Source organism: Flavonifractor sp. An112, from assembly GCF_002161085.1.
GTDB classification, from domain to species: domain Bacteria; phylum Bacillota; class Clostridia; order Oscillospirales; family Oscillospiraceae; genus Flavonifractor; species Flavonifractor avicola.
The window spans coordinates 87886-113083 of record NZ_NFLU01000001.1 but is presented as its reverse complement, the minus strand read 5'-3'; the positions used below and the strand labels follow the sequence as shown (position 1 = coordinate 113083).

The following is a 25198-nucleotide window of genomic DNA, read 5'->3' as shown; positions in this document are numbered from 1 at the left end:
TATAAAACCAGAGGCCATGCCGGTGGCTCTTACTATTGACATCGCGAGATGGACCGAATGACAGGAGGAAAGAAAATGAAAAAGAGAGTGGTTATGATTCTGATGGCGCTGAGCATTGCCTGTACGGCGACAGCCTGTTCTTCCGGTGAGGATCGGGTTATGGAATGGTGTGAAGAGTCCTTTTCCCAGACAGAAGACCAATGGTATCAGGACACTGAAGAGATTATGGCGGAAGAGGAGCATCTGGACGGCCTGCTGGAGACTGGCCCTGTGGACATAGATCAGCTGCCTTCCATCCTGGAGCCCATCCCTGGATATTACCCCTATATAATCCGTTTCTATAATCAAGAAGGAGAATTGGCGCGGGATTTGGTACCTGGCTTTTTGGTGGACGGCGGGCGCTATACCATCCAGGATGCAATAGAAGAAGATATCATCACGGGCGTGGCTGCCTATACGGCGGATGGATACCCCTGCAAGGTAAGTGAACTGGCAGAAGTGGTGGATTGGGAAACGGGAGCCCACCGGTTAACCTGGAGCGCTGTCTATGTGTTTTATGTGAAGGAAGGTCTGGACGTTGAGATCGTGCCCTACGCAGGTGATGATCTGATCATGGCAGGCAGCCTGACCAGCTTCACCATGTATTGGGGAAGGGCAATGCAGGAGAAATTTGGATACGGATGGACTTATCAGGTCTGTGCTCTGGAGCCTGAGGTGGGAAGCAGTTTGGATGGTACGGTAGGCGTGATCGAGGATCATATGGACTGGATACAGGGGCCAAGTTCTATCGATGGAGTTATCCACTACTACTGTTATTTGACGAGAGAGAACTTTGAAACCGTAGAAATGGGTGGCTGGTAAACTGTACCACCCCGTAAAAAACGCCTGTGGCCTCTTGGCCACAGGCGTTTTCAGAGCAAATTTTACTTGAGGTCGGGCAGAACGGAGAGGAACCCGTCCACATCCGCCTCGGTGGTGTGGAAGCAGCACACGAAGCGGACCACGGTGTGGTCCTCATCATAGGGGCACCAGTCCTCATACTGGCATACCTCATCCAGCACCGGCTTTTTGTCATTGGGAGCAATGACGAACACCTGGTTGGTGGGAGACTCCACCCACAGCTTCCAGCCCTTGGCCTTCAGACCTTTCTGGAGGCGGGCAGCCATCTCGTTGGCCTGACGGCCCATCTTGAAATACAGATCATCCTCAAAGAGGGCCAGGAACTGGACACCCTGGATCCAGCCCTTCTCCATCACGGCCAGCATACGCTTCTTCATCCGGAAGAAGCCCTGGGTCAGCTCGGGCCGGGTGATGACCAGAGCCTCACCAAACATGGTGCCGTTCTTGGTGCCGCCGATGTAGAAGGCGTCGCACAGGTGGGCAAACTCAGGCAGGGTCAGGTCGTTGGCGTCGGAGGACAGGGCGCAGCCCAGACGGGCGCCGTCGATGAAGAGGTACAGGCCGTGCTCACGGCAGAAGGTGTACAGGGCGGTGAGCTCTGCCTTGGTGTATACAGCGCCATTCTCGGTGGCGTTGGAGATATACACCAGACCGGGCTCGGTCAGGTGCACGTCCTGATGGAGCTTCAGCAGGGGGATCAGCTGCTCGGGGACGATCTTGCCGTCGGGAGAGGCGGGAACGGTGAGGATCTTGTGGCCGGTGGCCTCGAAAGCGCCCACCTCGTGGCCGTTCAGATGGCCGGAGTCGGGGCAGATGGCCGCCTGCCAGGGCTTGAGCAGGAAGGCGCAGGCCAGTACGTTGGCCTGGGTGCCGCCCACAACAAACTCTACCATGGCGTCGGGGCAGCCGCACACCTCACGGATGCGGTCCTTGGCCTTGGCGGTGTACTTGTCGTCGCCATAGCCGATGTTGCCCTCCAGATTGGCGGCGCACACCGCCTCCAGCACCTTGGGATGGGCGCCAAAGGAATAGTCGTTGCGGAACCAGTATTTCATGTCTATGACCTCCATACAGACGGCCCGGGGTACATCAGTCCCGCCGGGCCGTCTCAAATTACACTTTAAAATTTAAAGCTGTCTTTCAGGCTCACAGAACGGTTGAACACCAGATGGCCGGGCTTGGAGTCCTTGTTGTCGGCGCAGAAATAGCCCTGGCGCAGGAACTGGAAGGAGGCGGGAGCCTCCACATTGGCCAGACCGGCCTCCACCTTGGCGCCGGTCAGTACCTCCAGGGAGCCGGGATTGAGGCAGTCCAGGAAGTTCTTGTCGCCGGTATCGGGATCGGCATCGGTGAACAGGTTGTCGTACAGACGTACCTCGGCGTCCACCGCGGTGGCAGCGTCCACCCAGTGGATGGTGGCGCCCTTCACCTTGCGGCCGTCGGCGGGATCGCCGCCCTTGCTGTTGGGATCGTAGGTGGCAAAGATCTCGGTGACATTGCCATTTTCATCCTTGGCGCAGCCGGTGCACTTGATGAGGTAGGAGCCCTTCAGACGGCACTCGGGGCCGTCGGGATAGAGACGCTTGTACTTGGGCACCGGGGTCTCCAGAAAGTCCTCGGCCTCCACATACAGGTTGCGGGAGAAGGTGATCTCACGGCTGCCGGCGGCAGGATCGTTGGGATTGTTCTCCACGGAGAAGGTCTCGCTCTGGCCCTCGGGATAGTTGGTGATGGTGAGCTTGACGGGGCGCAGTACCGCCATCACACGCTGAGCCGTCAGATTCAGGTCCTCCCGCAGGCAGTGCTCCAGGAAGGCATACTCCACGGTGGAGGCGGCCTTGCTCACGCCGTTGCGCTCGGAGAAGTTGCGGATGGCCCGGGGGGTGTAGCCACGGCGGCGCAGACCGCACAGGGTGGGCATACGGGGATCGTCCCAGCCGGACACCCGGCCCTCCTCCACCAGCTGGCGCAGCTTGCGCTTGCTCATGACGGTGTAGTTGATGCCCAGTCGGGCGAACTCGATCTGCCGGGGCTTGGCGGGCACGTCGCAGTTGGCGATGACCCAGTCGTACAGGGGCCGGTGATCCTCAAACTCCAGGGAGCACAGGGAGTGGGTGATCCCCTCCAGGGCGTCCTCCAGAGGATGGGCAAAGTCGTACATGGGGTAGATGCACCACTTGTCCCCCTGACGGTGATGGTGCATATGGTTGATGCGGTAGATGACAGGGTCGCGCATATTGAAGTTGCCGCTGGCCAGATCGATCTTGGCGCGCAGGGTCATGCGACCGTTCTCAAACTCGCCGGCCCGCATCCGGGCAAACAGGTCCAGGGACTCCTCGATAGGACGATCCCGGTAAGGAGAGCGGGCGGGGGTGTTCACATCGCCGCGGTATTCCTTGAACTGCTCGGGGGTGAGCTCGCACACATAGGCCAGACCCTTCTTGATGAGCTCCACGGCATACTCATACATCTTGTCAAAGTAGTCGGAGGCGAAGTAGAAGCGGTCGCCCCAGTCGTAGCCCAGCCAGTGGATGTCCTCCTGGATGGCCTCCACATACTCCACGTCCTCCTTGGTGGGGTTGGTGTCATCCATGCGGAGGTTGCAAAGACCGCCGTACTTTTCGGCAGTGCCGAAGTCTACAAAAATTGCCTTGGCATGGCCGATGTGCAGGTAGCCGTTGGGCTCCGGGGGGAACCGGGTGTGGACGGTCATGCCTTGGAACTGACCACCCTGGGCGATGTCCTCGTCGATGAAATCATGGATGAAGTTCTGCGTCATGGTGGGGTTCAGCTCTTCTGGCATTTGGTTTCACTCCTTTATCTTAATACGAACCAATATTTTACCCCGGAACTGGAAAAAAAGCAAGAGCTCAACAAAAAAGGAGGCGGATTATTCCGCCTCCTCAAGGGACATCTGTTTTTTACGGCCAGCCAGCAGGAAACCGCTGGTGAGGGCGGTAAAGGGAGCCACCGTGACCAGACCAAAGGAGCCAACGATGGTGTGGACGATCTCGGAGGCCACATACTTATAGTTAAGGATGTTCCAGATGGGGGTGCCCTGGGCCATAAAGACCATCAGCAGGGCGATGTAGCCGCCGGAATAGGCCAGAAGCAGGGTGGTGGTCATGGTGCCCATGGCGGCCCGGCCCACATTCATGCCGGAGCGCACCGCCTCCCAGCGGGAGATGTCGGGCCGCTTTTCCACAACCTCGTGGACGGCGGAGGTAATATCCACGCTCAGATCCATCACCGCGCCGGAGGAGCCGATAAAGATGGAGGCCATAAAGATCTGGGTCAGGTTCAGATCCTGATATCCGGCATAGAGCAGGCTTTCCGAGTAGGCCATCACTGCGCCGTGGATCTGGAACAGGTCGGTAAACAGAATGCCCAGTACGCAGGTCACCAGCACACCCAGAAAGGCGCCGGATACAGCGGACAGACACCGGCGGTCAAAGCCGTAGACCAGAGCGATAATGAGCAGGGTAAGCACCAGGGTTACCAGCAGGCCCATAAAGATGGGATTCCAACCGTTGAGGTAGAGGGGGACCAGCACCTTCCACAGCATGAGCACCGTCAGCACGAAGGAGGCGATGGCCCGCACACCGGTGCGCCCGGCGAAGAGAATGAGAAATACCGCAAAAATGCCTGCCAGGATGGCTTCCTTGCCGATGCGGTAGTGGTCGGTCATGGTCACCGAGATGATCTCGTCCCCCTGGTAGCTTACCACCACCATGGCCTTGTCGCCGGGGGCAAAGAGCTTGTCCTGCTCCAGAGAGCCGTTGAGCATATTGACGCCGGTGGCAGTCTGGCCCTTGAAGCGACCGCCCAGCAGCTCCAGGGTGCAGCGCTGCTCACCGGAGCGGACCAGGCCGGTGTCGATGATGGCGGAGTCGTCCACCGCCGTTACCAGGGCGGTGCAGCGGTCGGCCTGCTGATATTGCAGGGCTCCCTCAAAGCCGGTGGGGATCAGGATCAGAAAGAGGATCAGAGCCAGACAGATGGCAAGGGGCGCGTAGTAGCGGCGCTTATTGGAATCCAGGAGAAGGGATGTCATGAAACGGATCGGTCCTTTCGTATGGGCAAAAAGGATGCGGCATGAGCCGCACCCTTTTTGCTGTCTGTAAACGGGGGTGGGAAGGGAAGAGAAAGTTACTGCACGTTCAGCATACCGGCCAGCTTGTTGAAGATCTCGGTGTTGTCGTAGTAGCCGTTGAACTGCTCGGCGTTGACACCGTGGGCCAGCACGGCCACGGGCAGGCCGGTGTGGCTGTAGGAGGTGAAGGACACGCCGGACTTGTTGTTCAGAATGTGGGTGATGGTAACGGTGAGGGGCTCGTAGGTGCCGTACATCACATACTCCTGCTGCTCATCCATGCCGGTGGCAGTCTCGTTGATGCTCTTCTCATAGGCGGTCTTGATCTGGGACAGCTCATAGGGGGTGAGCACCAGCTTGTCGCCCTCCTCGCCCTGGGTCTTCAGGCCAAACAGGGTCTCGATGTCGGCCAGCACGTCCTCAAAGGAGGTCTTGTTCTCCTTGTAGGCGGCAACATAGTCGCTGTCATACTTGGCGAAGGAGATCTTCTGGGACTCCAGCAGGTTCAGGTAGGTGTCGTAGTCGGTGCCGGCAAAGCCGATGGTCAGACCGCCGGTCTCGTGGTCGCCGGTGACCAGGATCAGGGTCTCCTCGGGGTGCTCGGAGGCGAAGTCGATGGCTACCTGCACCGCGTCAGCCAGAGCCTTGGTATCGTGAATGGAGGAGGCGGCGTCGTTGGCGTGGCAGGCCCAGTCGATCTTGCCGCCTTCGCACATCATGAAGAAGCCGTCCTCATCCTGCTCCAGCACCTCGATGCCCTTGGAGACGTGGTCGGCCAGGGACCACATATCGTCGGTGCGGTCCAGCTCGTAGGCCATGGCGTCGCCGTCGGCCAGATGCTCGTCAACAATGATCACAGGACCCTCGGTGACCTGCTCGGCCTCGGCCTGGGTCTTGACCACATTGTAGCCGGCCTGCTCGGCCAGGGCGTACAGGTCCTCCTGGTCCTCGTCGGCGCCGGTGGGCTTGAGGAGACCGCCGCCGGCGAAGTACTCAAAGCCGGACTCCACCAGCTCCAGGCCGATCTCGTAGTAGTCGTTGCGGCTGGCCTGATGGGCATAGAAGGCGGCGGGAGTGGCGTGGTTCAGGTTGACAGAGGAGATAACGCCCACGCTCATACCCAGCTGGTCGTGAACCTTCTCCGCGATGGTCTCATAGGGGGTGGTGCCGGTCTCATCCATGTTGATGGTACCGGAATAGGTCTTGTGGCCGGTGGAAATGGAAGTGGCGGTGGAGGCGGAGTCGGGGCAGAAGCTGTTGGAGTCGTAGGTAACAGCGGAGCCGGCGGCCTCAAAGTTCATAAAGTTCAGATAGGAGGGGCCGTCCAGAGTAGCGCCGCCGTTGTCATCCAGGCTGGGCTCGGCCTGCCAGTAGTCGGTGTCGGTCAGGGCGCCCAGGTAGTCGGCGGTAGACTGGATCTGAGGATAACTCATGCCGTCGCCGATGAACAGAAACACGTACTTGGGGGTCTTAACGGACTGGTTGGACAGGTTTTGGGCCTCTACCGTGGGGGTGGTGCTGGCTTCAGGGGTAGAGGCGGCGGGGGCGCTGCAGGCGGCCAGAGCGGTGCCGAAGGACGCTGCGGCCAGGGTAATTGCCAGGGGACGCTTCCAATTCATGTTTGATTCCTCCAAAATCGGGTTCAATCTTAATCGCTCCAGAGACATATGAATCATACCCGAAGGGGCACGGGGGCGCTATCATCCTACGGTAAAGGCGTGCAAAATCGAGGTAAGATTTTGTAAAGAGCAAGAAAAGCAGAACGGTATACCTGAGGAGCAGACGCATAGGCTGTAGGCGAGGTGACACTATGGTGGGAATCATGGAGTGGAAGGAAGAAAGAGGCCGCAGAGTCCGGATGGAGCGGGACTGGCTGCTGGGGTTGCCTTGTCAGCGAGTCACGGTGCCGGTGCGGGAGGAAATGAGGGAGCGTGTCCGGCTGCGGCGGGTAGCCAAGGGTGCCAGAGAACTGGTCCGGCGCGGGGTGCGCCGGGTGCTGACCCAGGCGGAATTTCCCTGCTGGGAGGCGCTGGAGGAGGCGGGATTGCGTTCGGTGGAGACAGAGGCCTTTTGTCAGATGCTGGCCCCTGCGCTGGCATTGGCGGCCCTGCGTTGCCAGGACCGGCGGCCGGAGCAGGCGGCGGTGCTGCTGTCCGGGACGGGGGTAAGTCCGGCCCTCTTCCGGGCGGCAGAGCAGTTATGTTCCCAAGTGCGGGATCTAGTGGTAGACGCCGGGGAGGAGGGGGAGGAACTGGCCGCCTGGCTGAGGGCGGAGTTTGGGGCCGCGGTGCGTCCTCCGGACAGGGTGGAGGCCGATGTGATCCTGTGCTTCGGCCCGTCTGCGGCGGAAGGGGAGACGGTGTTCCGACTGTACGGTCCCATACCCGATCTGGCGGGCTTTCTGCCTGCCATCAGAGGGAAAACGCTGCCTTCCGGATTGGACCGGCTCCCCCTGCTGGCCCTGCTGTGGGAAGAGGGGCGGATCAGTCAGGAGCAGCTCAACGTTCTGCCACCCAATACCAAATTATTAACTTGACAGGAGGTGGTAAACTACATATAATATCGTATTAACGTAGCGGAGTGTTTTCGTTCTGAATTTATGAGAGTCCGTATTGGCTCCATCCTGATAGAGTAAAAGCAATCAAGGAAAGGTGTGCGCGATCGACATGGCGAAAGAATTCAAACTCAGCGCTGAGCGCTTGGAGGAATTGAAACAGGAGCTGAATTATCTGAAAACCGTCCGTGAAAAAGAGGTGGCCGATCAGATCAAGGAAGCCCGCTCCTTCGGCGATCTGTCTGAGAACAGCGAGTACGACGAGGCCAAAAACGAGCAGGGCAAGCTCTACTCCCGCATTGCGGAGGTGGAGAACATCCTGGCCAACTATGTGATTATCGAGGAGCATGAGAGCGACCCCAACTCCGTCCGTTTGGGTTCCACCGTCAAGGTGCTGGACCTGGAGTTTGAGGAGGAGGAGACTTACCAGGTGGTGGGTTCCCAGGAGGCCGACCCCATGAACGGCCGCATTTCCGAGGATTCCCCCTTCGGAAAAGCCCTTCTGGGCTGCGCGGTAGGCGCGGAGATCCAGGTGGAGGCTCCCGCCGGTGTATTAAGGTATCGTATCCTAGAGATTCAAAAGTAAGGAGCAAAAGCAATGAGTACTGAAGAGAGAAGCGTCAATCAGCCCGAAGAGCAGAATCTGTCCGAACAGCGACTGATCCGCCGCGCCAAGCTCAAAGAGCTGCAGGAGGCGGGCCAGGACCCCTTCCAGATCACCAAATATGTGGTGAAGCATCACTCTGCCGATATTAAGGAGAACTTCGAGGCCCTGGAGGGCTCCGAGACCTCCATCGCCGGCCGCATCATGTCCAAGCGCGGCATGGGCAAGGCCATCTTCTGCGACCTGCAGGACGGCAAGGGCCGCATCCAGCTCTACGTCCGCATCGATGAGCTGGGCGAGGAGGCCTTCGCCAAGTTCAAAAAGATCGACATCGGCGATATCGTAGGTGTGGAAGGCGAGGTCTTCAAGACCAAGCGGGGCGAGATCTCTGTGAAGGCCCACAAGGTGACCCTTCTCTCCAAGTCCCTTCAGCCCCTGCCCGAGAAGTTCCACGGCCTCACCGACAAGGAGATGCGCTACCGCCAACGGTACGTGGATCTCATTATGAACGAGGACGTGCGCCGCACCTTCCAGATCCGCACCGCCTTCATCAAGCACGTGCGCAAGTATCTGGACGACCGGGACTACCTGGAGGTGGAGACCCCCGTCCTCAACACCATCTCCGGCGGCGCCACCGCCCGGCCCTTCATCACCCACCACAACACCCTGGACATCGATATGTATATGCGTATCGCCACCGAGCTGAACCTGAAGCGGCTCACCGTGGGCGGCTTTGAGCGGGTGTATGAGATCGGCCGTATCTTCCGCAACGAGGGCATGGATCCCAAGCACAACCCGGAGTTCACTACCATCGAGCTGTACGAGGCCTATGCCGACTTCCACGACATGATGGACATTGCCGAGGGCATTCTGTCCACCGCCGCCCAGGACATCCTGGGCTCCTACCAGGTGAACTGGCTGGGCGTGGACATCGATCTGACTCCCGGCTGGCCCCGTCTGACCATGATCGATGCGGTGAAGCAGTATGTGGGTGTGGACTTCGACGCCATCTCCGACGACGAGGAGGCCTGCAAGGCCGTGGAGGCCGTGGGCATCGATATGGAGGGCTGCGAGCGCACCTGGGGTACCGCCCTGTACGAGGCCTTTGACCAGCGGGTGGAGGAGAAGCTGGTACAGCCCACCTTCATCACCATGTACCCGGTGGAGGTCTCTCCGCTGACCAAGCGCTCCCCCAAGGATCCCCGCCTCACCGAGCGGTTTGAGCTGTTCATCAATCACTGTGAGTTTGCCAACGCTTTCTCCGAGCTCAACGATCCCATCGACCAGCGGGGCCGCTTTGAGCACGAGCTGGCCCTCCGGGACATGGGCAATGACGAGGCCGGCATGATGGACGAGGACTTCATCAACGCCCTGGAGTACGGCCTGCCCCCCACGGGCGGCATGGGCATCGGCATTGACCGCTGCGTCATGATGCTCACCAACTCCGACTCCATCCGCGACGTGATCCTGTTCCCGACCATGAAGCCCCTGGAGAAGGTGGAGGCCCCCAAGGCCGCCGCTGCTCCCGCCGCTTCTGTGGACGTGCCCCGGGCTGAGGCCGGTCCCATTGACTTCTCCAAGGTGGAGATCGAGCCCCTGTTCAAGGACGAGGTGGACTTTGACACCTTCTCCAAGTCCGACTTCCGGGCCGTCAAGGTGAAGGAGTGCACCGCGGTGCCCAAGAGCAAGAAGCTGCTGAAGTTCGTTCTGGATGACGGCACCGGCACCGACCGGGTGATCCTCAGCGGCATCCACGACACCTATGAACCTGAGGAACTGGTGGGCAAGACCCTGATTGCCATTACCAACCTGCCCGCCCGCAAGATGATGGGCATCGACTCCTGCGGCATGATCATCTCCGCCATCCACTATGAGGAGGGCCAGGAGAAGCTCCACTGCCTGATGGTGGACGACCACATCCCCGCTGGCGCCAAGCTTTATTGATTGTAAAAAATGGGCTGCTGCAAACCTGCAGCAGCCCATTTTTTTGCCTGAAACAGAAGGGCCTGTTGCAAAATGCGCAGCTCGTACAAAGACCCGTCATTCCGAGAAAAACGGCCGCCCGGTGGGCGGCCGTTTTTCGTGGGAATCCGCCCCTTTTGCCGGGGAAACGGATTGCCACGCCAGTGTGCGCACTGGCTCGCAATGACAGGCTTGTGCAAAACAGCTATTTTGCAACAGGCCCTTGTAAGAGTGGCAATTAGCAGCTGGCGCCGCCGATTACCGTCTTGTTCATGATAGTATCCTTGTCAATGGAGCCGTGGAGCAGCTTGTCCTCCACATAGTCGAAGCCCAGGCGAGCGATGGTGTCGGAGAAACGCTCACCAGTCTGACCCTCATCCCGGAAGAAGAGAATGGCCTTCTCTACCAGGGCAATGACCTCCTCCTCGCTGGTGAAGATTTTGGACAGGGGCCGGCCGGCGGCCACTTTCTTGCCCCAGCGGCCACCCAGGTAAACCTTGTAGCCGTAAGTGCTCTCGGTGTAGGCGCCGAAGGGGCATTTCTCCAGACAGCGGCCGCAGTGGTTGCAATCATTGGTGTCAATGATGGCCTTGCCGTCCTGCATGGACACGGCGTGAATAGGGCAGGCCTTCTCGACCTGGCATACCTTGCAGCCCTTACACTTGTTCAGATCGGGCTCGGGCAGGCGCTGGCCGATGATGCCCAGGTCGTTCAGGTCGGGCTTGACGCAGTTGTTGGGACAGCCGCCTACGGCAATCTTGAACTTGTGGGGGAGGGAAACATCGTGGTAACCCTTGTAGAACAGCTCGTGGAGCTTCTCGCTAAGAGCAAAGGTGTCGATCAGGCCGTACTGGCAGGTAGTACCCTTGCAGGAAACCACCGGACGTACCTTGGAGCCGGTGCCGCCCACGTCCAGACCGGCGGCGCTGAGGAACTCGATGAGGGGCTCCACATTCTCGTAGGGCACACCCTGGATCTCCAGGGTCAAACGGGTGGTCATGGTGACCTCGCCGGAGCCGAACTTCTCGGCGGCCTCGGCCACGGCGGCGTGCTCGGCACCGGTCAGCTTGCCGTTGCGGGTAATGACCCGGACATTGAAGCAGTCAGGGGTACGCTTATCCCACAGGCAGCCCAGACCCTTGAGGCGCTTGACCTCGGTGGGAGGCAGAGCAGCACCGGCGGGACGGGGGACCTTCACCTGATTGAAGGTGACGCCGCCTTCCAGAACCTTGGTGTTGGTGTAGCCATAGAACTTCAGCTTGCTCTGGAGGAAGTAGCCACGCTTGCCACGGTTGCACACCAGCAGCAGCTTTTCGTCCTTATCGATGCCTGCCAGAGGTCCGTTGACCTTGCCCAGCTCCACCCAGTGGGCGCCGGGGATCGAGGAGGTGGGCATCACGTCGATCACCTTGTAGTCCTTGGCGGCGCCGGCCAGATACTCGGCGGGGGTGAAGGACTCCAGCACGCCGGCCAGCTTGTTTTCCAGCACATAGCAGGCATGGACAAAGGGGTGGATGGCGGTGGAGAAGGGGGGCGCATAGGCCAGATCCAGATCGTTAAAGGCGTCAATGGTCAGACCGGCAGACAGACCGACAACAGCAATATCCACCATTTTGTCCACCGCGCCGGCACCCAGGACCTGGATACCCAGCAGTTTGCGGGTGTTGCGGTCGGCAATCAGCTTAGTGAGGAAGCTGGAGGCGCCGGGATAGTAGTGGGCCTTGTCGTCGCAGGCGCACACCACGGTAATGGGGTCAAAGCCCTCGGCCTTGGCCTGAGCCTCGGTGAGACCAGTGCGTCCGGCGTTGAGCTGCGGCAGCAGCTTCACCACGCCGGTGCCCAGGCAGCCGCCGTAGGGGGTGTCGCTGCCAGTGATGGTCTTGGCCAGAGCACGGGCGGTGATGTTGGCGGTGGAGCCCATGGCCGACCACTGGGGCTTGCCGGTGAGACGGTTGTACACCATGGCGCAGTCACCGGCGGCGTAGATGTCGGGCAGGTTGGTGCGCATCTCCTTGTCTACCACCACGGTACCCTTGAAGAGCTCAATACCGGTGTCCTTCAGGAAGTCGGTGGCGGGGCGCACACCGATGGCAAGCACTACCACGTCAGCAGCAATGGCGCCGCCGTCGGTGACGATGCCGGTGGCCTTGTCAACGCCGGTAACGGACTGGATGCGCTGGCCGGTAATCACGCGAATGCCGGCGTCTTTCAGCTTCCGGCGGGCAAAGTCGGCCATCTCGGGGTCAAAGGCGTTGGGCATGATCTGGTCGGCAAAATCCACCACAGTCACGTCCAGGCCCTGGGAGAGCAGGTTCTCGGCAATCTCCAGGCCGATAAAGCCTGCGCCCGCCACCACGGCCCGGCGGCAGTTGTTGGTGGCCACATAGTCCCGCAGGCCCACCGCGTCGTCGGGGGTGCGCATGGGAAACACGCCGGGCAGATTCTTGCCAGGCATATCGGGCACCACAGGAGCAGCGCCGGTGGCAACGATCAGCTTGTCGTAGTGCTCGGTAAAATTCTGGCCGTCCCGCAGACCGCTTACCGTCCTGGCGGCGGGGTCAACATGGGTGACCTCGCAGCCGGTGATCACCTGAGCGCCGGTGAGTCCGGCATATTTCTGGGGAGTGTTGACGATCAGTTCCTCACGGCTGGAGATGGCGCCGCCCACATAGTAGGGCAGGCCGCAGCCGGCGTAGGAGATGTCCTGACCTTTATTCAGAATGATGACTTCCGCGCTGCGGTCCTCCCGCTTGATTTTAGCAGCGGCCTTCGTACCGGCGGCCACGCCGCCAATGACCAGAATACGCATCTTTGTTCCCCGTCCTTATTGACAAATTTTTGTGTCACGCTTGTAATCAGTATAGCACCCCAGTATAATAAAATAAAGTTTTTAAAACTTATTGAATGATTCAAAATACTTATGGGGGGGTGATGGAAATGGTGGACTACCGTATTCGGACCTTTCTGACCCTGTACGAGACCATGAATTACCGGAAAACCGGGGAGCAGCTGTGCATGAGCCAGCCGGCGGTGAGCCAGCAGATCCGGGGGCTGGAGGAGAAATACGGCTGCAAGTTGTTTGTGTACGATGGCCGGCAGCTTCATGCCACACCCCAGGCAAAGCGGGTGGCGGAGTATGCCCGTACCGCCCTTTATAATGAGCAGCGCCTCCAGCAGGAGCTGATGGAGACGGCGGTACGGGAAGTGCGGGTGGGGATGACGAAAACCATTGGCGAATTTGTGGTGGCGGAGGCCCTGAGCCGGTATATCCGACACTCCGACGGGAATTTGAAAATCTCTGTGGATAATACCGCCGTCCTGCTGGGGCAGTTGGAGCATGAGCAGCTGGATTTTGCCCTCATCGAGGGGGCCTTCGACCGGAGCCGATTCGGCAGCCGTCTGTTCCGCCGGTCCAAATTTGTAGGTCTGTGTCGGAAAGACCATCCCTTTGCCGGGCGTACCATCCCTCTGACGGCGCTGGAGGGCCAGTGCCTGGTGGTGCGGGAGGAGGGCTCCGGAACCCGGGGTATTCTGGAGAATGTGCTGGCTGAACGAGGCTATTCCCTGGAGCTCTTTTCCCGGGTAATCTGCGCCAACCAGTTTTCTCTCATCACCCGGTTTGTGGCAGAGGGATGCGGCATCACCTTTGCCTATGAGCCGGTGGCGGCAAGCCAGCCGGAACTTGCCTTTTTCCACCTGGAATGTCTGGATGAATGTCGGGAGTTCAGCCTGGTCTATCTGAAAGGGACCCATGTATTTCCTCTGGTGCGGGAGGTGCTGGGGGATCTGGCCCCCTCCGATCTGGAAGATGGGACGGAGTGAACAAAAAATACTTGCAATGGACGCCGGGGTATGGTAAACTATAACGGTACTGGAAATTGCGGACCGAATTCCGGCAGGAAGCCGGAGCACCTGGCCAGAGCCGGGGCAGACGCGGAAAAAGTCCGGTGCATGATTTGACCTGTTGTGTAAGGATACTAGGAAGGTATCTGTTCCCCCAAGGGGAGCGGATACCTTCTTTTTTTGCAAAGGAGCGCGGATATGACGCTGGAACAGTTTTTCAAGGAGGTCCCCCGGGCGGCGCTGGCCTTTTCCGGCGGGACGGACTCGGCCCTGCTGCTGTGGGCGGCCAAGACCTACGGCTGTGATGTGCGGGCCTATTACGTCAACACCGTTTTTCAGCCAGCCTTTGAGCTGGCCGACGCCAAAAAGCTGGCGGAGGAGCTGGCGGTGCCCATGACGGTGGTGGAGGCCGACGTGCTGGCGGTGCCCGAGGCGGCGGCCAACGGACCCCGGCGGTGCTACTACTGCAAGCGGGCTCTGTTCACCACCCTGTGGCAGCGGGCGAAGGAGGACGGCTACACTGTGCTGCTGGACGGTACCAACGCCTCGGACGACGCGGGGGACCGGCCGGGGATGCAGGCTCTGCGGGAGCTGGAGGTGCGCTCTCCCCTGCGGGAGTGCGGCATCACTAAGGATCAGGTGCGGCAGATGTCCAAAGAGGTGGGGCTGTTCACCTGGGACAAGCCGGCCTATGCCTGCCTGGCCACCCGGGTGCCCACCGGTACCGCCATCACACGGGAAGCCCTGGAGAAGGTGGAGCGGGGGGAGGACGCCCTCTTCAAGCTGGGCTTCACCGACTTCCGGGTGCGGCTGCTGGGGGACGCCGCCCGCATCCAGCTGCCGGAGGCGCAGATGGAGAAGGCCGTTCAGCTGCATGATACCATTACAGAGGCGCTGGCGGCAGATTTCTCCGCCGTTTTGCTGGATCTGAAGGGGAGGTAAGCAAATGGACAACAAGCACGACATTCTGGAGCTGCTGCGGGCGGTGTCGGCTGGAAACACCAGCCCGGAGGACGCACTGCTGGAGCTGAAAACCAAGCCCTTCGAGGATCTGGGCTACGCCAAGGTGGATTTCCACCGCTCGGTGCGCCAGGGCGCGGCGGAGGTGATCTACGGCGCGGGCAAGACCCCGGAGCAGATCGCCGGGATCGCCGCCGCCATGGGAGAACGGGGCTGTAAAAACATCCTCATCACCCGCATGGGGGAGGAAGCCGCCCGCATCGTGGAGCAGTCGGTTCCCCTGGACTACCGGCCCATCCCCAAGCTGGGCATCGCCTTCCCCGGTCCCCGGCAGGAGCTGGGGCACATCGTGGTGGCCACCGGCGGCACCAGCGATATGCCGGTGGCGGAGGAGGCCGCCCTCACCGCCGAGGTGATGGGCAACAAGGTTACCCGGCTGTACGATGTGGGCGTGGCGGGGCTCCACCGGCTGCTGTCCAATCTGGACGCCATGATGAGCGCACGGTGCGTCATTGCGGTGGCGGGCATGGAGGGGGCCCTGGCCTCCGTGGTGGGTGGCCTGGTGGACTGCCCGGTGGTGGCGGTGCCCACCAGCGTGGGCTACGGCGCCAGCTTCGGCGGCCTGTCCGCCCTGCTGGCCATGCTCAACTCCTGCGCCTCCGGGTGCAGCGTGGTCAACATCGACAACGGTTTCGGCGCGGGCTATCTGGCCAGCATGATCAATCAGATGGAGGGGTTAAAATGAAAACCTTATATATTGAATGTAACATGGGCGCGGCGGGGGATATGCTCATGTCCGCCCTGTACGAACTGCTGGAGGACAAGGAGGGCTTCCTGTCCACCATGAACAGCCTGGGCCTGCCCGGCGTTCATCTGGAGGCGGCTTCCGCCGTCACCAGCGGCATCAGCGGCACCCACATGAAGGTTACCGTCCACGGCGAGGAGGAGGACGAGCACCTTCATCATCATGAGCATGGCCATGATCATGAGCACCATCACGACCATGATCATTGCCACGACCATGAGCACCATCACGACCACGACCATTGCCACGATCATGAGCATGAGCACCATCACGACCACGACCATTGCCACGACCATGATGATGAGCACCATCACGACCACGATCATTGCCACGACCATGATGATGAGCACCATCACGACCACGACCATTGCCACGATCATGAGCATGAGCACCACCACCATCACCACGCCACCCCCGGCCACATTGCCCACCTGATCGACCACCTGCCCCTGCCGGAGGAGGTCAAGACCCATGCCAAGGCGGTGTATGACGCCATCGCCCAGGCGGAGGCCAAGGCCCACGGCTGTCCGGTGGGTGAGGTCCACTACCATGAGGTGGGAGCCCTGGACGCAGTGGCCGACGTGGCCGGCGTGTGCTATGCCCTCTATCTGCTGGGGCCGGACAAGATCGTGGTGTCCCCCATCCATGTGGGCAGCGGTACCGTCCGCTGCGCTCACGGCATCATGCCGGTGCCCGCCCCCGCTACCGCCGCCCTGCTGGCTGGTGTGCCCACCTACGGCGGCGAGATCAAAGGCGAGCTGTGTACCCCCACCGGGGCGGCTCTGCTGGCCCACTTTGCCCAGTCCTTCGGCTCCATGCCGGTGCTCAATGTGGAAAAAGTGGGCTACGGCGTGGGTACCCGCCAGTTTGAGCAGGCCAACTGCGTCCGTGCCTTCTGGGGCGAGAGCCAGGAGGGCGGCAACGGCGAGATCGTGGAGCTGGTGTGCAACATCGATGATATGACCGGCGAGGCCCTGGCCTTTGCCGGGGAGCAGCTGCTGGCGGCGGGTGCCTTGGACGTGTACTCCGTCCCCGGCACCATGAAGAAGGGCCGTCCCGGCCATGTGCTTACCGTGCTGTGCGACGTGGGGAAGGAGCGGGAACTGGCCCAGGCCGTCCTGCGCCATACTACCACCAACGGCCTGCGGGTGCGCCGGTGTGAGAAGTATTTCCTCACCCCTGGCAGCAAAAATGTAGACACCCCCTGGGGGACTGTCCGGGTCAAGACGGCGGAAGGCTTCGGCATTTCTCACGCCAAACCGGAGTATGAGGACGCCGCCGCCCTGGCCCGTGCAAACGGCCTGCCCCTGGCGGTGGTGCTGGAAGAAGTAAAAAAGGGCCTGTAACGGAAAGGAGCCACCTATGAAACGAATTCTGACTCTGATTCTGAGCCTGGCCCTGACCGCCGGTATGCTGGCGGGCTGCGGCGGCGGAAACACGGCTGCCACCACCACCCCTCAGACCGGCAGCAAGGACAGCGTGGTCATTGCCATGGGTACCACCTCCGAGCCGGAGGCCGGATTTGACCCCGCCTACGGGTGGGGCGCCGGTGAGCACGTCCACGAGCCCCTGATCCAGTCCACTCTGACGGTGACCAACACCGACCTGACCATCGGATACGATCTGGCCACCGACGTCCAGGTCAGCGACGACGGCCTCACCTGGACGGTCAAGATCCGGGATGACGTGAAATTCACCGACGGGGAGTCCCTGACCGCCTCTGACGTGGCCTTTACCTACAATACCGTCAAGGCTGCCAGCTCGGTAAACGACTTTACCATGCTGGACAACGCCGAGGCGGTGGACGACACCACCGTAGTATTCCATATGGCTACCCCCTTCTCCATCTGGCCCTACACCATGGCCATTGTGGGCATTGTGCCTCAGCACGCCTACGATCCCGCCACCTACGGCTCCAATCCCATCGGTTCCGGCCGGTACATCCTGAAGCAGTGGGATAAGGGCCAGCAGGTGATTCTGGAGGCCAACCCGGACTACTACGGCGAGGCTCCTGAAATGAAGCAGGTGACCATCCTCTTCATGGAGGAGGACGCCGCCTTCCTGGCGGTCCAGGCCGGTCAGGTGGATCTGGCCTATACCTCCGCTACCTATGCGGACCAAAGCCCTACCGGGTATACGCTGGCGGCCTACGACAGTGTGGATAACCGGGGCTTCAACCTGCCGGTGATCGAAGGCACCCTCACCGGCGATGTGCTGGTGCGCCGGGCCATCAACATCGGCATCGACCGGCAGGAGATGATCGACAACGTGCTCAACGGCTACGGTACCCCCGCCTATAGCGTGTGCGACCAGATGCCCTGGTACAATCTGGCCTCCGAAGTGGCCTATGATCCCGAGGGAGCTGCCGCCCTGCTGGACCAGGCGGGCTGGATCATGGGGGCCGACGGCGTCCGGGAGAAGGACGGCGTGAAGGCCACCTTGAATCTGCTCTATCCCACCAGCGACTCGGTGCGTCAGGCCCTGTGCGCCGACTTCGCTAACCAGCTGGGAGAGCTGGGTATCTCCTGCACCATGGAAGGCGTGGGCTGGGACACCGCCTATGACCGGGCCCAGACCGAGCCTCTCATCTGGGGCTGGGGCGCCCATACTCCCATGGAGCTCTATAACATCTATCACACCATCGGGGATACCGGCACCGCTCAGTATTCCCCCTATGCCAATTCCACTGTGGATTCCTACATGGATCAGGCCCTCCAGTGCTCCGATCTGGAGGAGTCCTATGAGCTGTGGCAGAAGGCCCAGTGGGACGGTACCACCGGCGTTACTCAGGATGGTGACATCCCCTGGGTGTGGCTGGTGAATGTGAGCCACCTGTACTGGGTGAAAGACGGCCTCCAGGTGGCCGAGCAGAAGATCCACCCCCACGGCCACGGCTGGTCCATCGTCAACAACGTGGACCGGTGGAGCTGGAGCTGATATTCCACCGGAAAGAAGGAATTCCCTTGAAACACCGCCTGATGTTCACGGGCAAAAAATTGATCCGCATGGTGCTGCTGCTGTTGGGCGTCAGCCTGGCCGCCTTTCTGCTCATGTCGGCCTCTCCTCTGGATCCCCTCCAGACCAACGTGGGTCAGGCCGCTCTGGGTACCATGAGTCAGGAGCAGATTGCCAAGCTGGAGGAATACTGGGGGGTCAATACCCCGCCGGTGGAGCGGTATCTGGGCTGGCTGGGTGACTTTGTCCGAGGAGACATGGGCACCTCGCTGCTCTACCGCCAGCCGGTGAGCCAGGTCATCGGTCAGCGGCTGCAAAGTTCCCTGTGGCTCATGGCCCTTGCCTGGGTGATCTCCGGCGTGCTGGGACTGACCCTGGGCGTCATTGCCGGTGCCAACCGGGGAAAACTGGTGGATAAGCTGATCCGAGGCTACTGCTGGCTGATCTCCAGTACCCCGGCCTTTTGGCTGGCCCTGGTGCTGCTGGTGGTCTTCTCAGTGTGGCTGGGACTGTTTCCCATCGGCCTGTCGGTACCCATTGGGGCGGACGCATCCAGTGTCACTCTGGCCGACCGGCTCTACCACGCCTTCCTGCCCGCCCTTACCCTGAGCATCACCGGTGTGGCCAACATCGCCATGCACACCCGGGAGAAGATGGCGGACATTATGGAGAGCGACTATGTGCTCTTCGCACGGGCCAGAGGGGAGTCCAAGCGATCCATCGTGCTGCGCCACGGTCTGCGCAACGTGGCCCTGCCCGCCATCACCCTGCAATTTGCCTCCATCAGCGAGATCTTTGGCGGCTCGGTGCTGGTGGAGCAGGTATTCTCCTACCCCGGCCTGGGCCAGGCTGCCGTCAACGCCGGTCTGGGTTCCGACCTGCCCCTACTGCTGGGCATCACGGTGGTGAGTGCCGCCATCGTGTTCGGCGGCAATCTGATTGCCGATCTGCTTTACGGCGTGGTGGATCCCAAGATCAGAAGGGGGGTGGCCCGGAAATGAGACATTGGAACGGGCGAAAAAATGCCCTCTTTCTGTTGGTTGCCGCCGCTGTGGTGCTGTGCGCTGTGGCAGTGGCTGGAGGCCTGCTCAGCGGGCAGGCCATGGTTACCGACTTTACCCGCAAAAATCTGGCCCCCTGCGGTCAGTTCCTCTTCGGAACCGACTGGATGGGCCGGGATATGCTCTCCCGCACCCTCACCGGCCTGTCCCTCAGCATCCGCATCGGCCTGCTGACCGCGGCTGTCAGCGCTGTCATTGCCCTGGTGCTGGGTGTGGCGTCCGCCGTCCTGGGGGGCTGGGTGGATGCGGTAATCTCCTGGTGCATCGATCTGGTCATGGGCATCCCCCATATCCTGCTGGTCATGCTCATCTCCCTGGCATTCGGAAAGGGCTTCGTGGGCGTGGTGGCAGGCGTGGCCCTCAGCCACTGGCCCTCTCTGGCCCGGGTCATCCGGGGTGAGGTGCTCCAACTGCGGGGCGCGGTGTATGTCCGTACGGCGGAAAAGCTGGGGGTGTCCCGGCTGACCATTGCCCGGCGGCATCTGCTGCCCCATCTGCTGCCCCAGTTCCTCACCGGGCTGGTGCTCCAGTTCCCCCACGCCATCCTCCACGAGGCCAGCGTCACCTTCCTTGGTTTTGGGCTGTCGCCGGAGCAGCCTGCCATCGGCGTGATTTTGTCGGAGAGCATGAGCTACCTCACCACCGGCAAGTGGTGGCTGGCGGTGTTCCCCGGCCTGAGCCTGGTGCTGGTGGTAGTGCTTTTTGCCGCCATGGGGGAGCGGCTGCGCAAGCTGCTGGACCCTGCCAGCGTACATATGTGAGGAGGAATGGAGTTGGAACCGATTTTGGAAGTCAAAGACCTGTCTATCTCCTTCACCCAGTATGGACGGGGCACAAAACAGGTGCTGCTGCCGGTGATTCAGGATTTGTCCCTCACCATCCGGCCTGGCCAGGTGGTGGCGGTGGTTGGGTCCAGCGGTTCGGGTAAGAGCCTGCTGGCCCACGGAATCCTGGGTATCCTGCCTTATAACAGCCATATGGCCGGGGAGATCTCCTTCCTGGGTCAGCCCTTTACCCCCAAACGGGCGGAGAAGGTGAGGGGCAAAGAGATTGTCCTGGTGCCCCAGGGCGTGACCTACCTGGACCCGCTGATGAAGGTGGGGCCCCAGATCCGCAAGGGCCGCCGGGACCAGAGCGCCCGGGAGGCCAGTCGGGCGGTGCTGGAGCGGTACGGCCTGGGGGCGGATACCGAGGAGCGCTATCCCTTTGAGCTGTCCGGCGGCATGGCCCGGCGGGTGCTCATCGCCACCGCGGCGGCGGCCACCCCCAAGCTGGTCATCGCCGATGAGCCCACTCCCGGTCTGGATGCCCGGGCGGCGAAACGGGTACTGAGTCACTTCCGGGAGCTGGCTGACAGCGGCGCGGGGGTGCTTCTCATCACCCACGACTTGGAGCTGGCCCTCACCATTGCCGACCGGGTGGCGGTGTTCTACGCCGGTGAGACGGTGGAGGAGGCCAACGCCGCCGATTTTGAGGCGGGGAAACTACGGCATCCCTACACCAAAGCTCTGTGGAATGCCCTGCCCCAGAATGGCTTTATCCCCATCTCCGGCGCCCAGCCCGGGCCGGGCGAGGTGGGGGAGGGGTGCCCCTTTGCCTCCCGCTGCCCCAAGGGGCGGCCTGAGTGTATGGGCCCGGTAGCCTATCGGGAACTGGACGGCGGCCTGGTGCGCTGCTTATATCCGGAAGGAGGGGAACAGCCGTGAGTCTGGAGGCAAAACAACTCACTTTCGGTTATCGCCGGAAAGGAAAAGAGCCGGTGCTGGACCGCATCGACCTGACGCTGGAGCCGGGGGAGCGGCTTGGGCTGCTGGGCCCCAGCGGACGGGGTAAGACAACCTTATGTAAACTTCTGGCGGGCTATGAGAAGCCGGACAGCGGCACGGTGCTGGTGGACGGCAAGCCTTTGAAGGAGTACCGGGGGATCTGCCCGGTACAGATGATCTGGCAGCACCCGGAGACGGCAGTGGACCCGCTGATGAAGCTGGGGGATACGCTAAAAGAAGGTGGGCCCGTGGAGGAGGGACTGCTGGAGGCCCTTCACATCCAGCCCGCCTGGCTGGAGCGGTATCCCACGGAACTGTCTGGCGGTGAGCTTCAGCGGTTCTGCATTGCCCGTGCCCTGCGGCCCGGGGTGCGCTATCTGCTGTGCGACGAGGTCAGCGCCATGCTGGACCTCATCACCCAGGCCCAGATCTGGACCTTTCTGCTGGACCAGGCGGAGAAGCGGAACTTGGGGCTGGTGATCGTCAGCCATAACAGCCCCCTGATGGAGAAGCTGTGTACACGGGTACAGAATTTGGCATAAGAGAACGGCCTGCAAGTGAGTAAAATCACTTGCAGGCCGTTTTCTGCCCCTAGTTGGGGCCCTGATTCTCATATGTGAGGATGGAGTCCTCCAGCATCAACAGGCCGGACTGATCGGGTTCCCGGCCTTCATACGGCGTCCTGTCCACATACAGCAGGGCGCTGTCCGGGTCAAACCGAAGGGCATAGTCATAGTTCATCCGGTCCTCCAGCTCATAGGTGCGGCCGTTGGTGTAGTCACAGACCGCGATCCGGGTATCTACGATGCCGGACCCCATGCTGAGGGTGGCGCACAGCTCCGGCAGGCCGTCGCCGTTCAGGTCGCAGAAATAGGCGTTCCAGATGGGCATACCGGAAATCAGCTGGACCGGTGTTTCCTCTCGCTTTTGCTGTGCCGTGATCTCCTCTGGCGTATAGCGGAAGGTCACATCGGGGAAGGCCGTGTGGGTGATGGTCAGTTCCCCATCCCAATCCATTTCGCTGGGGGCGGTGGTATAGTCAAACCATTTGGTGGCGGTGGCCGCCGGAACGGGGATTTGGCTGTTTTTGGAGAAGACCGCCCCATCGGCCACCTTCACATAGATGAAATTAGTGGAACCATTTGCCTGGAAGATCAGATCGTTTCCCTCCATGCGGAAGTGGTTGACCTTGGGGACGCCGGTCTCATCCTCCAGGGTGAGAATATCACCAGATACAGACCACTTGCCTGCACCGATATAGCTGCTTAACCCCCCTTCATAGTAGGTGAAGGAGCCATCAGCCCGGAGGGTGATGGTAAAATCACCGCCGAACCCATCCCCCTCATAGAGGTAGAGACCGGCGGGGGAAAGCTGACTCCCGGATATTTCATAGCCCTCTTTCGTATACTGAACCTGGTTGCATATAATGTCGATCATCAAAGTATCTTGGGCGGCCATGCAGGCATCTTTGGACACATAGAAGGTAAACTTGGCGTCGGGGCCGTAACCGCGCAGGCTAAGGGCGTCTGGGTAGGTGGTGGTCCCGTCTTTGAGGATCTTGCTTCTCAAAAGGATCTGGGGGCTGATGGACGAATCTTCTGTGGCCTGCAGTGGGGTGACAAAACTGCCGTAGTTGGAGAAACGGTAGGAGCAGTCGAAGGTCATATACAGCAGCTCATCGCTCTCGTTGGAGAGCATTACATCGTGGAGATAGATGGTGATGGCGTTATCCTGCCACACCACCACCTGGCCGTCAGCAAAGGTGTGGCCCTCCCCGGTAAAGCAGTCGTCTGTCAGAGCAGACTTGGGTACGGTCAGGGTCAGATCCACCTGCTTTTGACTCAGAACCTCATAGCCGTCCTGAGTTAAGACATCGTAAACGGTGGGCTCCTTGGGGCTGGTCAGAAAGCACAGGGCGGCAATGACACAGGCAGCGAGGGCGATGACCACCACCCAGAAGGCGGGCTTCTTGTAGTGCATCACCGCCTTCACCCGGCTCTTTACCCCCGCTTCTCCAAAGGCCAGGGGGCAGGGCGCCACGGGCCGGCGGCGGATGCTGCAATTCAGCAGGGCGGTGGAATAACCCCGCCGCTCCTCCTGGTTCAAAGCCCGGACGGCCTTCTCGTCGCAGGCTCCCTCCAGATCCCGGCAGAACAGCAGATAGGCCACCCACATCAGGGGATTAAACCAGTAGATTGCAAGCAGTACAAAGCCCAGTAGTTTCCACCAGTGATCCAGACGGCGGATATGGGCCCGTTCGTGGGTCAGTACATAGGTCAGGTCTTGCTCCGGAATGTGGTAAGGCAGATAGATGACCGGGCGGAACAGCCCCAGTACAAAGGGGGAACCCACCTGCTCGCTCTGCCGGATGTTGTCCTCCAGCAGGGTGGCGGTGGCCAGCCGCCGCTTCAACAGCAGCCAGCTGATCAGCGCATAGAGCAGCAGAACCACCATTCCCGCCAGCCAGATCCGGGACAACAGGAAGGACCAGACCTGGGTGGGATTGACGCTGGCTCCTGCAGCCGGCGCCAGGGCTTCTTGCAGGATGGGATTAACAGCGCTGTTGACGGCGGGGATGCCGCTTTGGATCTGAGGCGTGGCGGTGTGGAGAATCTCCCGGGGCAGAGGCTGGGTACTGGGGACCAGACTGAAAGGGCTTTCCAGGGAAAAGGGAAACATCAGGCGAAGGGCCACCAGGCCCCAGAGCAGGCAGAAGCTCCACCTGGGAGCTTTCCGCAGGATCAGTCTCAGCACCAGAACAGCCAGTACCAGCCAGCTGGCGGTGAGACTGAGATTGACCAGGGTCAGGAACAGCTCTTCCATGGCAGGACCTCCTTATTTTTCGATGATGCGGCGGATTTCCTCTACCTCTTTCTCAGTCAGAGACTGCCTGCGGGCGAAGGCAGACAGAAAGGCGGGAAGGGAGCCCTGGAACTTCTTCTCCATCAGTTCGTCCAGCTCGGACACCTGGGCGTCCTCCCTGGAGATCAGGGCGATCACCAGCCCGTCCTGATTTTTCAGCACGCCCCGTTCCCCCAACCGCTTGATGACGGTGTAGGTGGTGGTGCGCTTCCAGCCCAGCTGGGCCTGACACAGCTTTACCAGTTCTGTGGTTGTTACCGGTTCGTGCTCCCAGAGAATGAGACAGAACCGGTATTCGCTTTCAAAGATTTTGGGCGTCTCCATAGGAACCTCCTTTGTCTAATGGGATAGACTTCTTGCTTGTAGTCTATCTTATTAGACAGGCTTTGTCAAGGACATAAAAAAATTCCTGTGTTCCGAAGAGGAACACAGGAATTTTGGATTCAAACTCAGGCCAGCTGAGCCTTCGCCATCTCGGTCAGAGCGGTGAAAGCGGCCTTGTCGTTGACAGCCAGCTCGGCCAGCATCTTGCGGTTGATCTCCACGCCAGCCTTCTTCAGGCCGTTCATAAAGGTGGAGTAGTTCATGCCGTTCATCTTGCAGGCGGCGGAGATACGGGTGATCCACAGAGAGCGGAAGTCACGCTTCTTCAGCCGACGGCCGGTGTAGGCGTAGGTCAGGGACTTCATGACCTGCTCGTTGGCCATCTTGAAGTGCTTGCTCTTGGCGCCCCAGTAGCCCTTGGCCAGCTTGAGGATCTTATTTCTTCTCTTGCGCGTCATCATCGCGCCTTTAACTCTAGCCATTGTAAAAAGCCTCCTATGTTAAGGTAA

General features: G+C 60.6%; 21 protein-coding genes. 13 read left to right on the top strand and 8 right to left on the bottom strand.

Annotated elements, in window-relative coordinates; all coding sequences use genetic code 11:
• Positions 1–75: 75 nt before the first annotated feature.
• Positions 76–861: a hypothetical protein gene (locus tag B5E56_RS00545; RefSeq protein ID WP_087387769.1), complete on the top strand. Its 786-nt coding sequence runs from the start codon at positions 76–78 to the stop codon at positions 859–861.
• Between the two features lie 62 nt (positions 862–923).
• Here the strand turns inward: B5E56_RS00545 and B5E56_RS00540 are convergent, their stop codons facing one another.
• From B5E56_RS00540 to B5E56_RS00525, 4 genes are all read right to left on the bottom strand, one after another.
• Positions 924–1955 carry a threonine aldolase family protein gene (locus B5E56_RS00540; RefSeq protein WP_087387766.1) on the bottom strand — a complete coding sequence of 344 codons (1032 nt, stop codon included), beginning with the start codon at positions 1953–1955 and terminating at the stop codon, positions 924–926.
• A 65-nt stretch (positions 1956–2020) separates the two neighbouring features.
• Complete coding sequence (locus tag B5E56_RS00535) at positions 2021–3703, bottom strand: glutamine--tRNA ligase/YqeY domain fusion protein (protein WP_087387763.1); 1683 nt, start codon at positions 3701–3703, stop codon at positions 2021–2023.
• An 87-nt stretch (positions 3704–3790) separates the two neighbouring features.
• Entirely contained in the window at positions 3791–4954 is a 1164-nt protein-coding gene (locus tag B5E56_RS00530) for a YibE/F family protein (RefSeq protein ID WP_087387760.1), read from the bottom strand.
• A gap of 95 nt (positions 4955–5049) precedes the next feature.
• Positions 5050–6612 carry an alkaline phosphatase gene (locus B5E56_RS00525; protein ID WP_087387758.1) on the bottom strand — a complete coding sequence of 521 codons (1563 nt, stop codon included), beginning with the start codon at positions 6610–6612 and terminating at the stop codon, positions 5050–5052.
• A 191-nt stretch (positions 6613–6803) separates the two neighbouring features.
• Here B5E56_RS00525 and B5E56_RS00520 point away from each other — a divergent pair, with 191 nt between their 5' ends.
• The 3 genes from B5E56_RS00520 (at position 6804) to lysS (ending at position 10095) form a co-directional block, all read left to right on the top strand.
• Positions 6804–7529, top strand: coding sequence for a hypothetical protein (locus tag B5E56_RS00520; protein WP_087387755.1), 726 nt, complete (start codon positions 6804–6806; stop codon positions 7527–7529).
• A 130-nt stretch (positions 7530–7659) separates the two neighbouring features.
• Entirely contained in the window at positions 7660–8133 is a 474-nt protein-coding gene (gene greA, locus B5E56_RS00515) for a transcription elongation factor GreA (protein WP_087328662.1), read from the top strand.
• 12 nt (positions 8134–8145) lie between these two features.
• Positions 8146–10095: a lysine--tRNA ligase gene (lysS, locus tag B5E56_RS00510; RefSeq protein ID WP_087387752.1), complete on the top strand. Its 1950-nt coding sequence runs from the start codon at positions 8146–8148 to the stop codon at positions 10093–10095.
• Positions 10096–10351: 256 nt separating this feature from the next.
• Here the strand turns inward: lysS and B5E56_RS00505 are convergent, their stop codons facing one another.
• Positions 10352–12922 (bottom strand): FAD-dependent oxidoreductase, encoded by a 2571-nt coding sequence (locus tag B5E56_RS00505; RefSeq protein ID WP_087387749.1) that lies wholly within the window; start codon positions 12920–12922, stop codon positions 10352–10354.
• 128 nt (positions 12923–13050) lie between these two features.
• Here B5E56_RS00505 and B5E56_RS00500 point away from each other — a divergent pair, with 128 nt between their 5' ends.
• The 9 genes from B5E56_RS00500 (at position 13051) to B5E56_RS00460 (ending at position 22045) form a co-directional block, all read left to right on the top strand.
• Positions 13051–13935, top strand: coding sequence for a LysR family transcriptional regulator (locus B5E56_RS00500; protein WP_158098621.1), 885 nt, complete (start codon positions 13051–13053; stop codon positions 13933–13935).
• A 219-nt stretch (positions 13936–14154) separates the two neighbouring features.
• On the top strand, positions 14155–14898 hold the full coding sequence (gene larE, locus B5E56_RS00495; protein WP_087387743.1) for an ATP-dependent sacrificial sulfur transferase LarE: 744 nt from the start codon (positions 14155–14157) through the stop codon (positions 14896–14898).
• A 4-nt stretch (positions 14899–14902) separates the two neighbouring features.
• The gene (larB, locus tag B5E56_RS00490; RefSeq protein WP_087387740.1) at positions 14903–15661 is read left to right on the top strand and encodes a nickel pincer cofactor biosynthesis protein LarB; all 759 of its coding nucleotides are present in this window, start codon (positions 14903–14905) and stop codon (positions 15659–15661) included.
• Positions 15658–17067 carry a nickel pincer cofactor biosynthesis protein LarC gene (gene larC / locus B5E56_RS00485; RefSeq protein ID WP_087387737.1) on the top strand — a complete coding sequence of 470 codons (1410 nt, stop codon included), beginning with the start codon at positions 15658–15660 and terminating at the stop codon, positions 17065–17067. Before larB ends, larC begins: the two co-directional genes overlap by 4 nt.
• A 16-nt stretch (positions 17068–17083) precedes the next feature.
• Entirely contained in the window at positions 17084–18658 is a 1575-nt protein-coding gene (locus B5E56_RS00480) for an ABC transporter substrate-binding protein (protein ID WP_087387734.1), read from the top strand.
• Between the two features lie 26 nt (positions 18659–18684).
• Positions 18685–19677 (top strand): ABC transporter permease, encoded by a 993-nt coding sequence (locus B5E56_RS00475; protein WP_343214213.1) that lies wholly within the window; start codon positions 18685–18687, stop codon positions 19675–19677.
• Positions 19674–20498: an ABC transporter permease gene (locus B5E56_RS00470; RefSeq protein WP_087387731.1), complete on the top strand. Its 825-nt coding sequence runs from the start codon at positions 19674–19676 to the stop codon at positions 20496–20498. Before B5E56_RS00475 ends, B5E56_RS00470 begins: the two co-directional genes overlap by 4 nt.
• Before the next feature lie 6 nt (positions 20499–20504).
• Entirely contained in the window at positions 20505–21443 is a 939-nt protein-coding gene (locus tag B5E56_RS00465; protein WP_087387728.1) for an ABC transporter ATP-binding protein, read from the top strand.
• Positions 21440–22045, top strand: a complete 606-nt coding sequence (locus B5E56_RS00460) for an ABC transporter ATP-binding protein (RefSeq protein WP_087188810.1) — start codon at positions 21440–21442, stop codon at positions 22043–22045. The genes B5E56_RS00465 and B5E56_RS00460 overlap by 4 nt, the downstream gene beginning before the upstream one ends.
• A gap of 49 nt (positions 22046–22094) precedes the next feature.
• Here the strand turns inward: B5E56_RS00460 and B5E56_RS00455 are convergent, their stop codons facing one another.
• The 3 genes from B5E56_RS00455 to rplT all read right to left on the bottom strand — a co-directional run bounded on the left by B5E56_RS00455 (position 22095) and on the right by rplT (position 25171).
• The gene (locus B5E56_RS00455) at positions 22095–24326 is read right to left on the bottom strand and encodes a M56 family metallopeptidase (protein WP_087387726.1); all 2232 of its coding nucleotides are present in this window, start codon (positions 24324–24326) and stop codon (positions 22095–22097) included.
• A gap of 12 nt (positions 24327–24338) precedes the next feature.
• The gene (locus B5E56_RS00450) at positions 24339–24689 is read right to left on the bottom strand and encodes a BlaI/MecI/CopY family transcriptional regulator (protein WP_087387723.1); all 351 of its coding nucleotides are present in this window, start codon (positions 24687–24689) and stop codon (positions 24339–24341) included.
• Between the two features lie 125 nt (positions 24690–24814).
• Positions 24815–25171 carry a 50S ribosomal protein L20 gene (gene rplT / locus B5E56_RS00445; protein ID WP_087188807.1) on the bottom strand — a complete coding sequence of 119 codons (357 nt, stop codon included), beginning with the start codon at positions 25169–25171 and terminating at the stop codon, positions 24815–24817.
• Positions 25172–25198: the final 27 nt, after the last annotated feature.

Excerpts from the sequence above, each read along its gene's own strand:
- B5E56_RS00545 (WP_087387769.1), top strand. The coding sequence starts at position 76 with ATGAAAAAGAGAGTGGTTATGATTCTGATGGCGCTGAGCATTGCCTGT.
- B5E56_RS00540 (WP_087387766.1), bottom strand. The coding sequence starts at position 1,955 with ATGAAATACTGGTTCCGCAACGACTATTCCTTTGGCGCCCATCCCAAG.
- B5E56_RS00535 (WP_087387763.1), bottom strand. The coding sequence starts at position 3,703 with ATGCCAGAAGAGCTGAACCCCACCATGACGCAGAACTTCATCCATGAT.
- B5E56_RS00530 (WP_087387760.1), bottom strand. The coding sequence starts at position 4,954 with ATGACATCCCTTCTCCTGGATTCCAATAAGCGCCGCTACTACGCGCCC.
- B5E56_RS00525 (WP_087387758.1), bottom strand. The coding sequence starts at position 6,612 with ATGAATTGGAAGCGTCCCCTGGCAATTACCCTGGCCGCAGCGTCCTTC.
- B5E56_RS00520 (WP_087387755.1), top strand. The coding sequence starts at position 6,804 with ATGGTGGGAATCATGGAGTGGAAGGAAGAAAGAGGCCGCAGAGTCCGG.
- greA (WP_087328662.1), top strand. The coding sequence starts at position 7,660 with ATGGCGAAAGAATTCAAACTCAGCGCTGAGCGCTTGGAGGAATTGAAA.
- lysS (WP_087387752.1), top strand. The coding sequence starts at position 8,146 with ATGAGTACTGAAGAGAGAAGCGTCAATCAGCCCGAAGAGCAGAATCTG.
- B5E56_RS00505 (WP_087387749.1), bottom strand. The coding sequence starts at position 12,922 with ATGCGTATTCTGGTCATTGGCGGCGTGGCCGCCGGTACGAAGGCCGCT.
- B5E56_RS00500 (WP_158098621.1), top strand. The coding sequence starts at position 13,051 with ATGGTGGACTACCGTATTCGGACCTTTCTGACCCTGTACGAGACCATG.
- larE (WP_087387743.1), top strand. The coding sequence starts at position 14,155 with ATGACGCTGGAACAGTTTTTCAAGGAGGTCCCCCGGGCGGCGCTGGCC.
- larB (WP_087387740.1), top strand. The coding sequence starts at position 14,903 with ATGGACAACAAGCACGACATTCTGGAGCTGCTGCGGGCGGTGTCGGCT.
- larC (WP_087387737.1), top strand. The coding sequence starts at position 15,658 with ATGAAAACCTTATATATTGAATGTAACATGGGCGCGGCGGGGGATATG.
- B5E56_RS00480 (WP_087387734.1), top strand. The coding sequence starts at position 17,084 with ATGAAACGAATTCTGACTCTGATTCTGAGCCTGGCCCTGACCGCCGGT.
- B5E56_RS00470 (WP_087387731.1), top strand. The coding sequence starts at position 19,674 with ATGAGACATTGGAACGGGCGAAAAAATGCCCTCTTTCTGTTGGTTGCC.
- B5E56_RS00465 (WP_087387728.1), top strand. The coding sequence starts at position 20,505 with ATGGAGTTGGAACCGATTTTGGAAGTCAAAGACCTGTCTATCTCCTTC.
- B5E56_RS00455 (WP_087387726.1), bottom strand. The coding sequence starts at position 24,326 with ATGGAAGAGCTGTTCCTGACCCTGGTCAATCTCAGTCTCACCGCCAGC.
- B5E56_RS00450 (WP_087387723.1), bottom strand. The coding sequence starts at position 24,689 with ATGGAGACGCCCAAAATCTTTGAAAGCGAATACCGGTTCTGTCTCATT.
- rplT (WP_087188807.1), bottom strand. The coding sequence starts at position 25,171 with ATGGCTAGAGTTAAAGGCGCGATGATGACGCGCAAGAGAAGAAATAAG.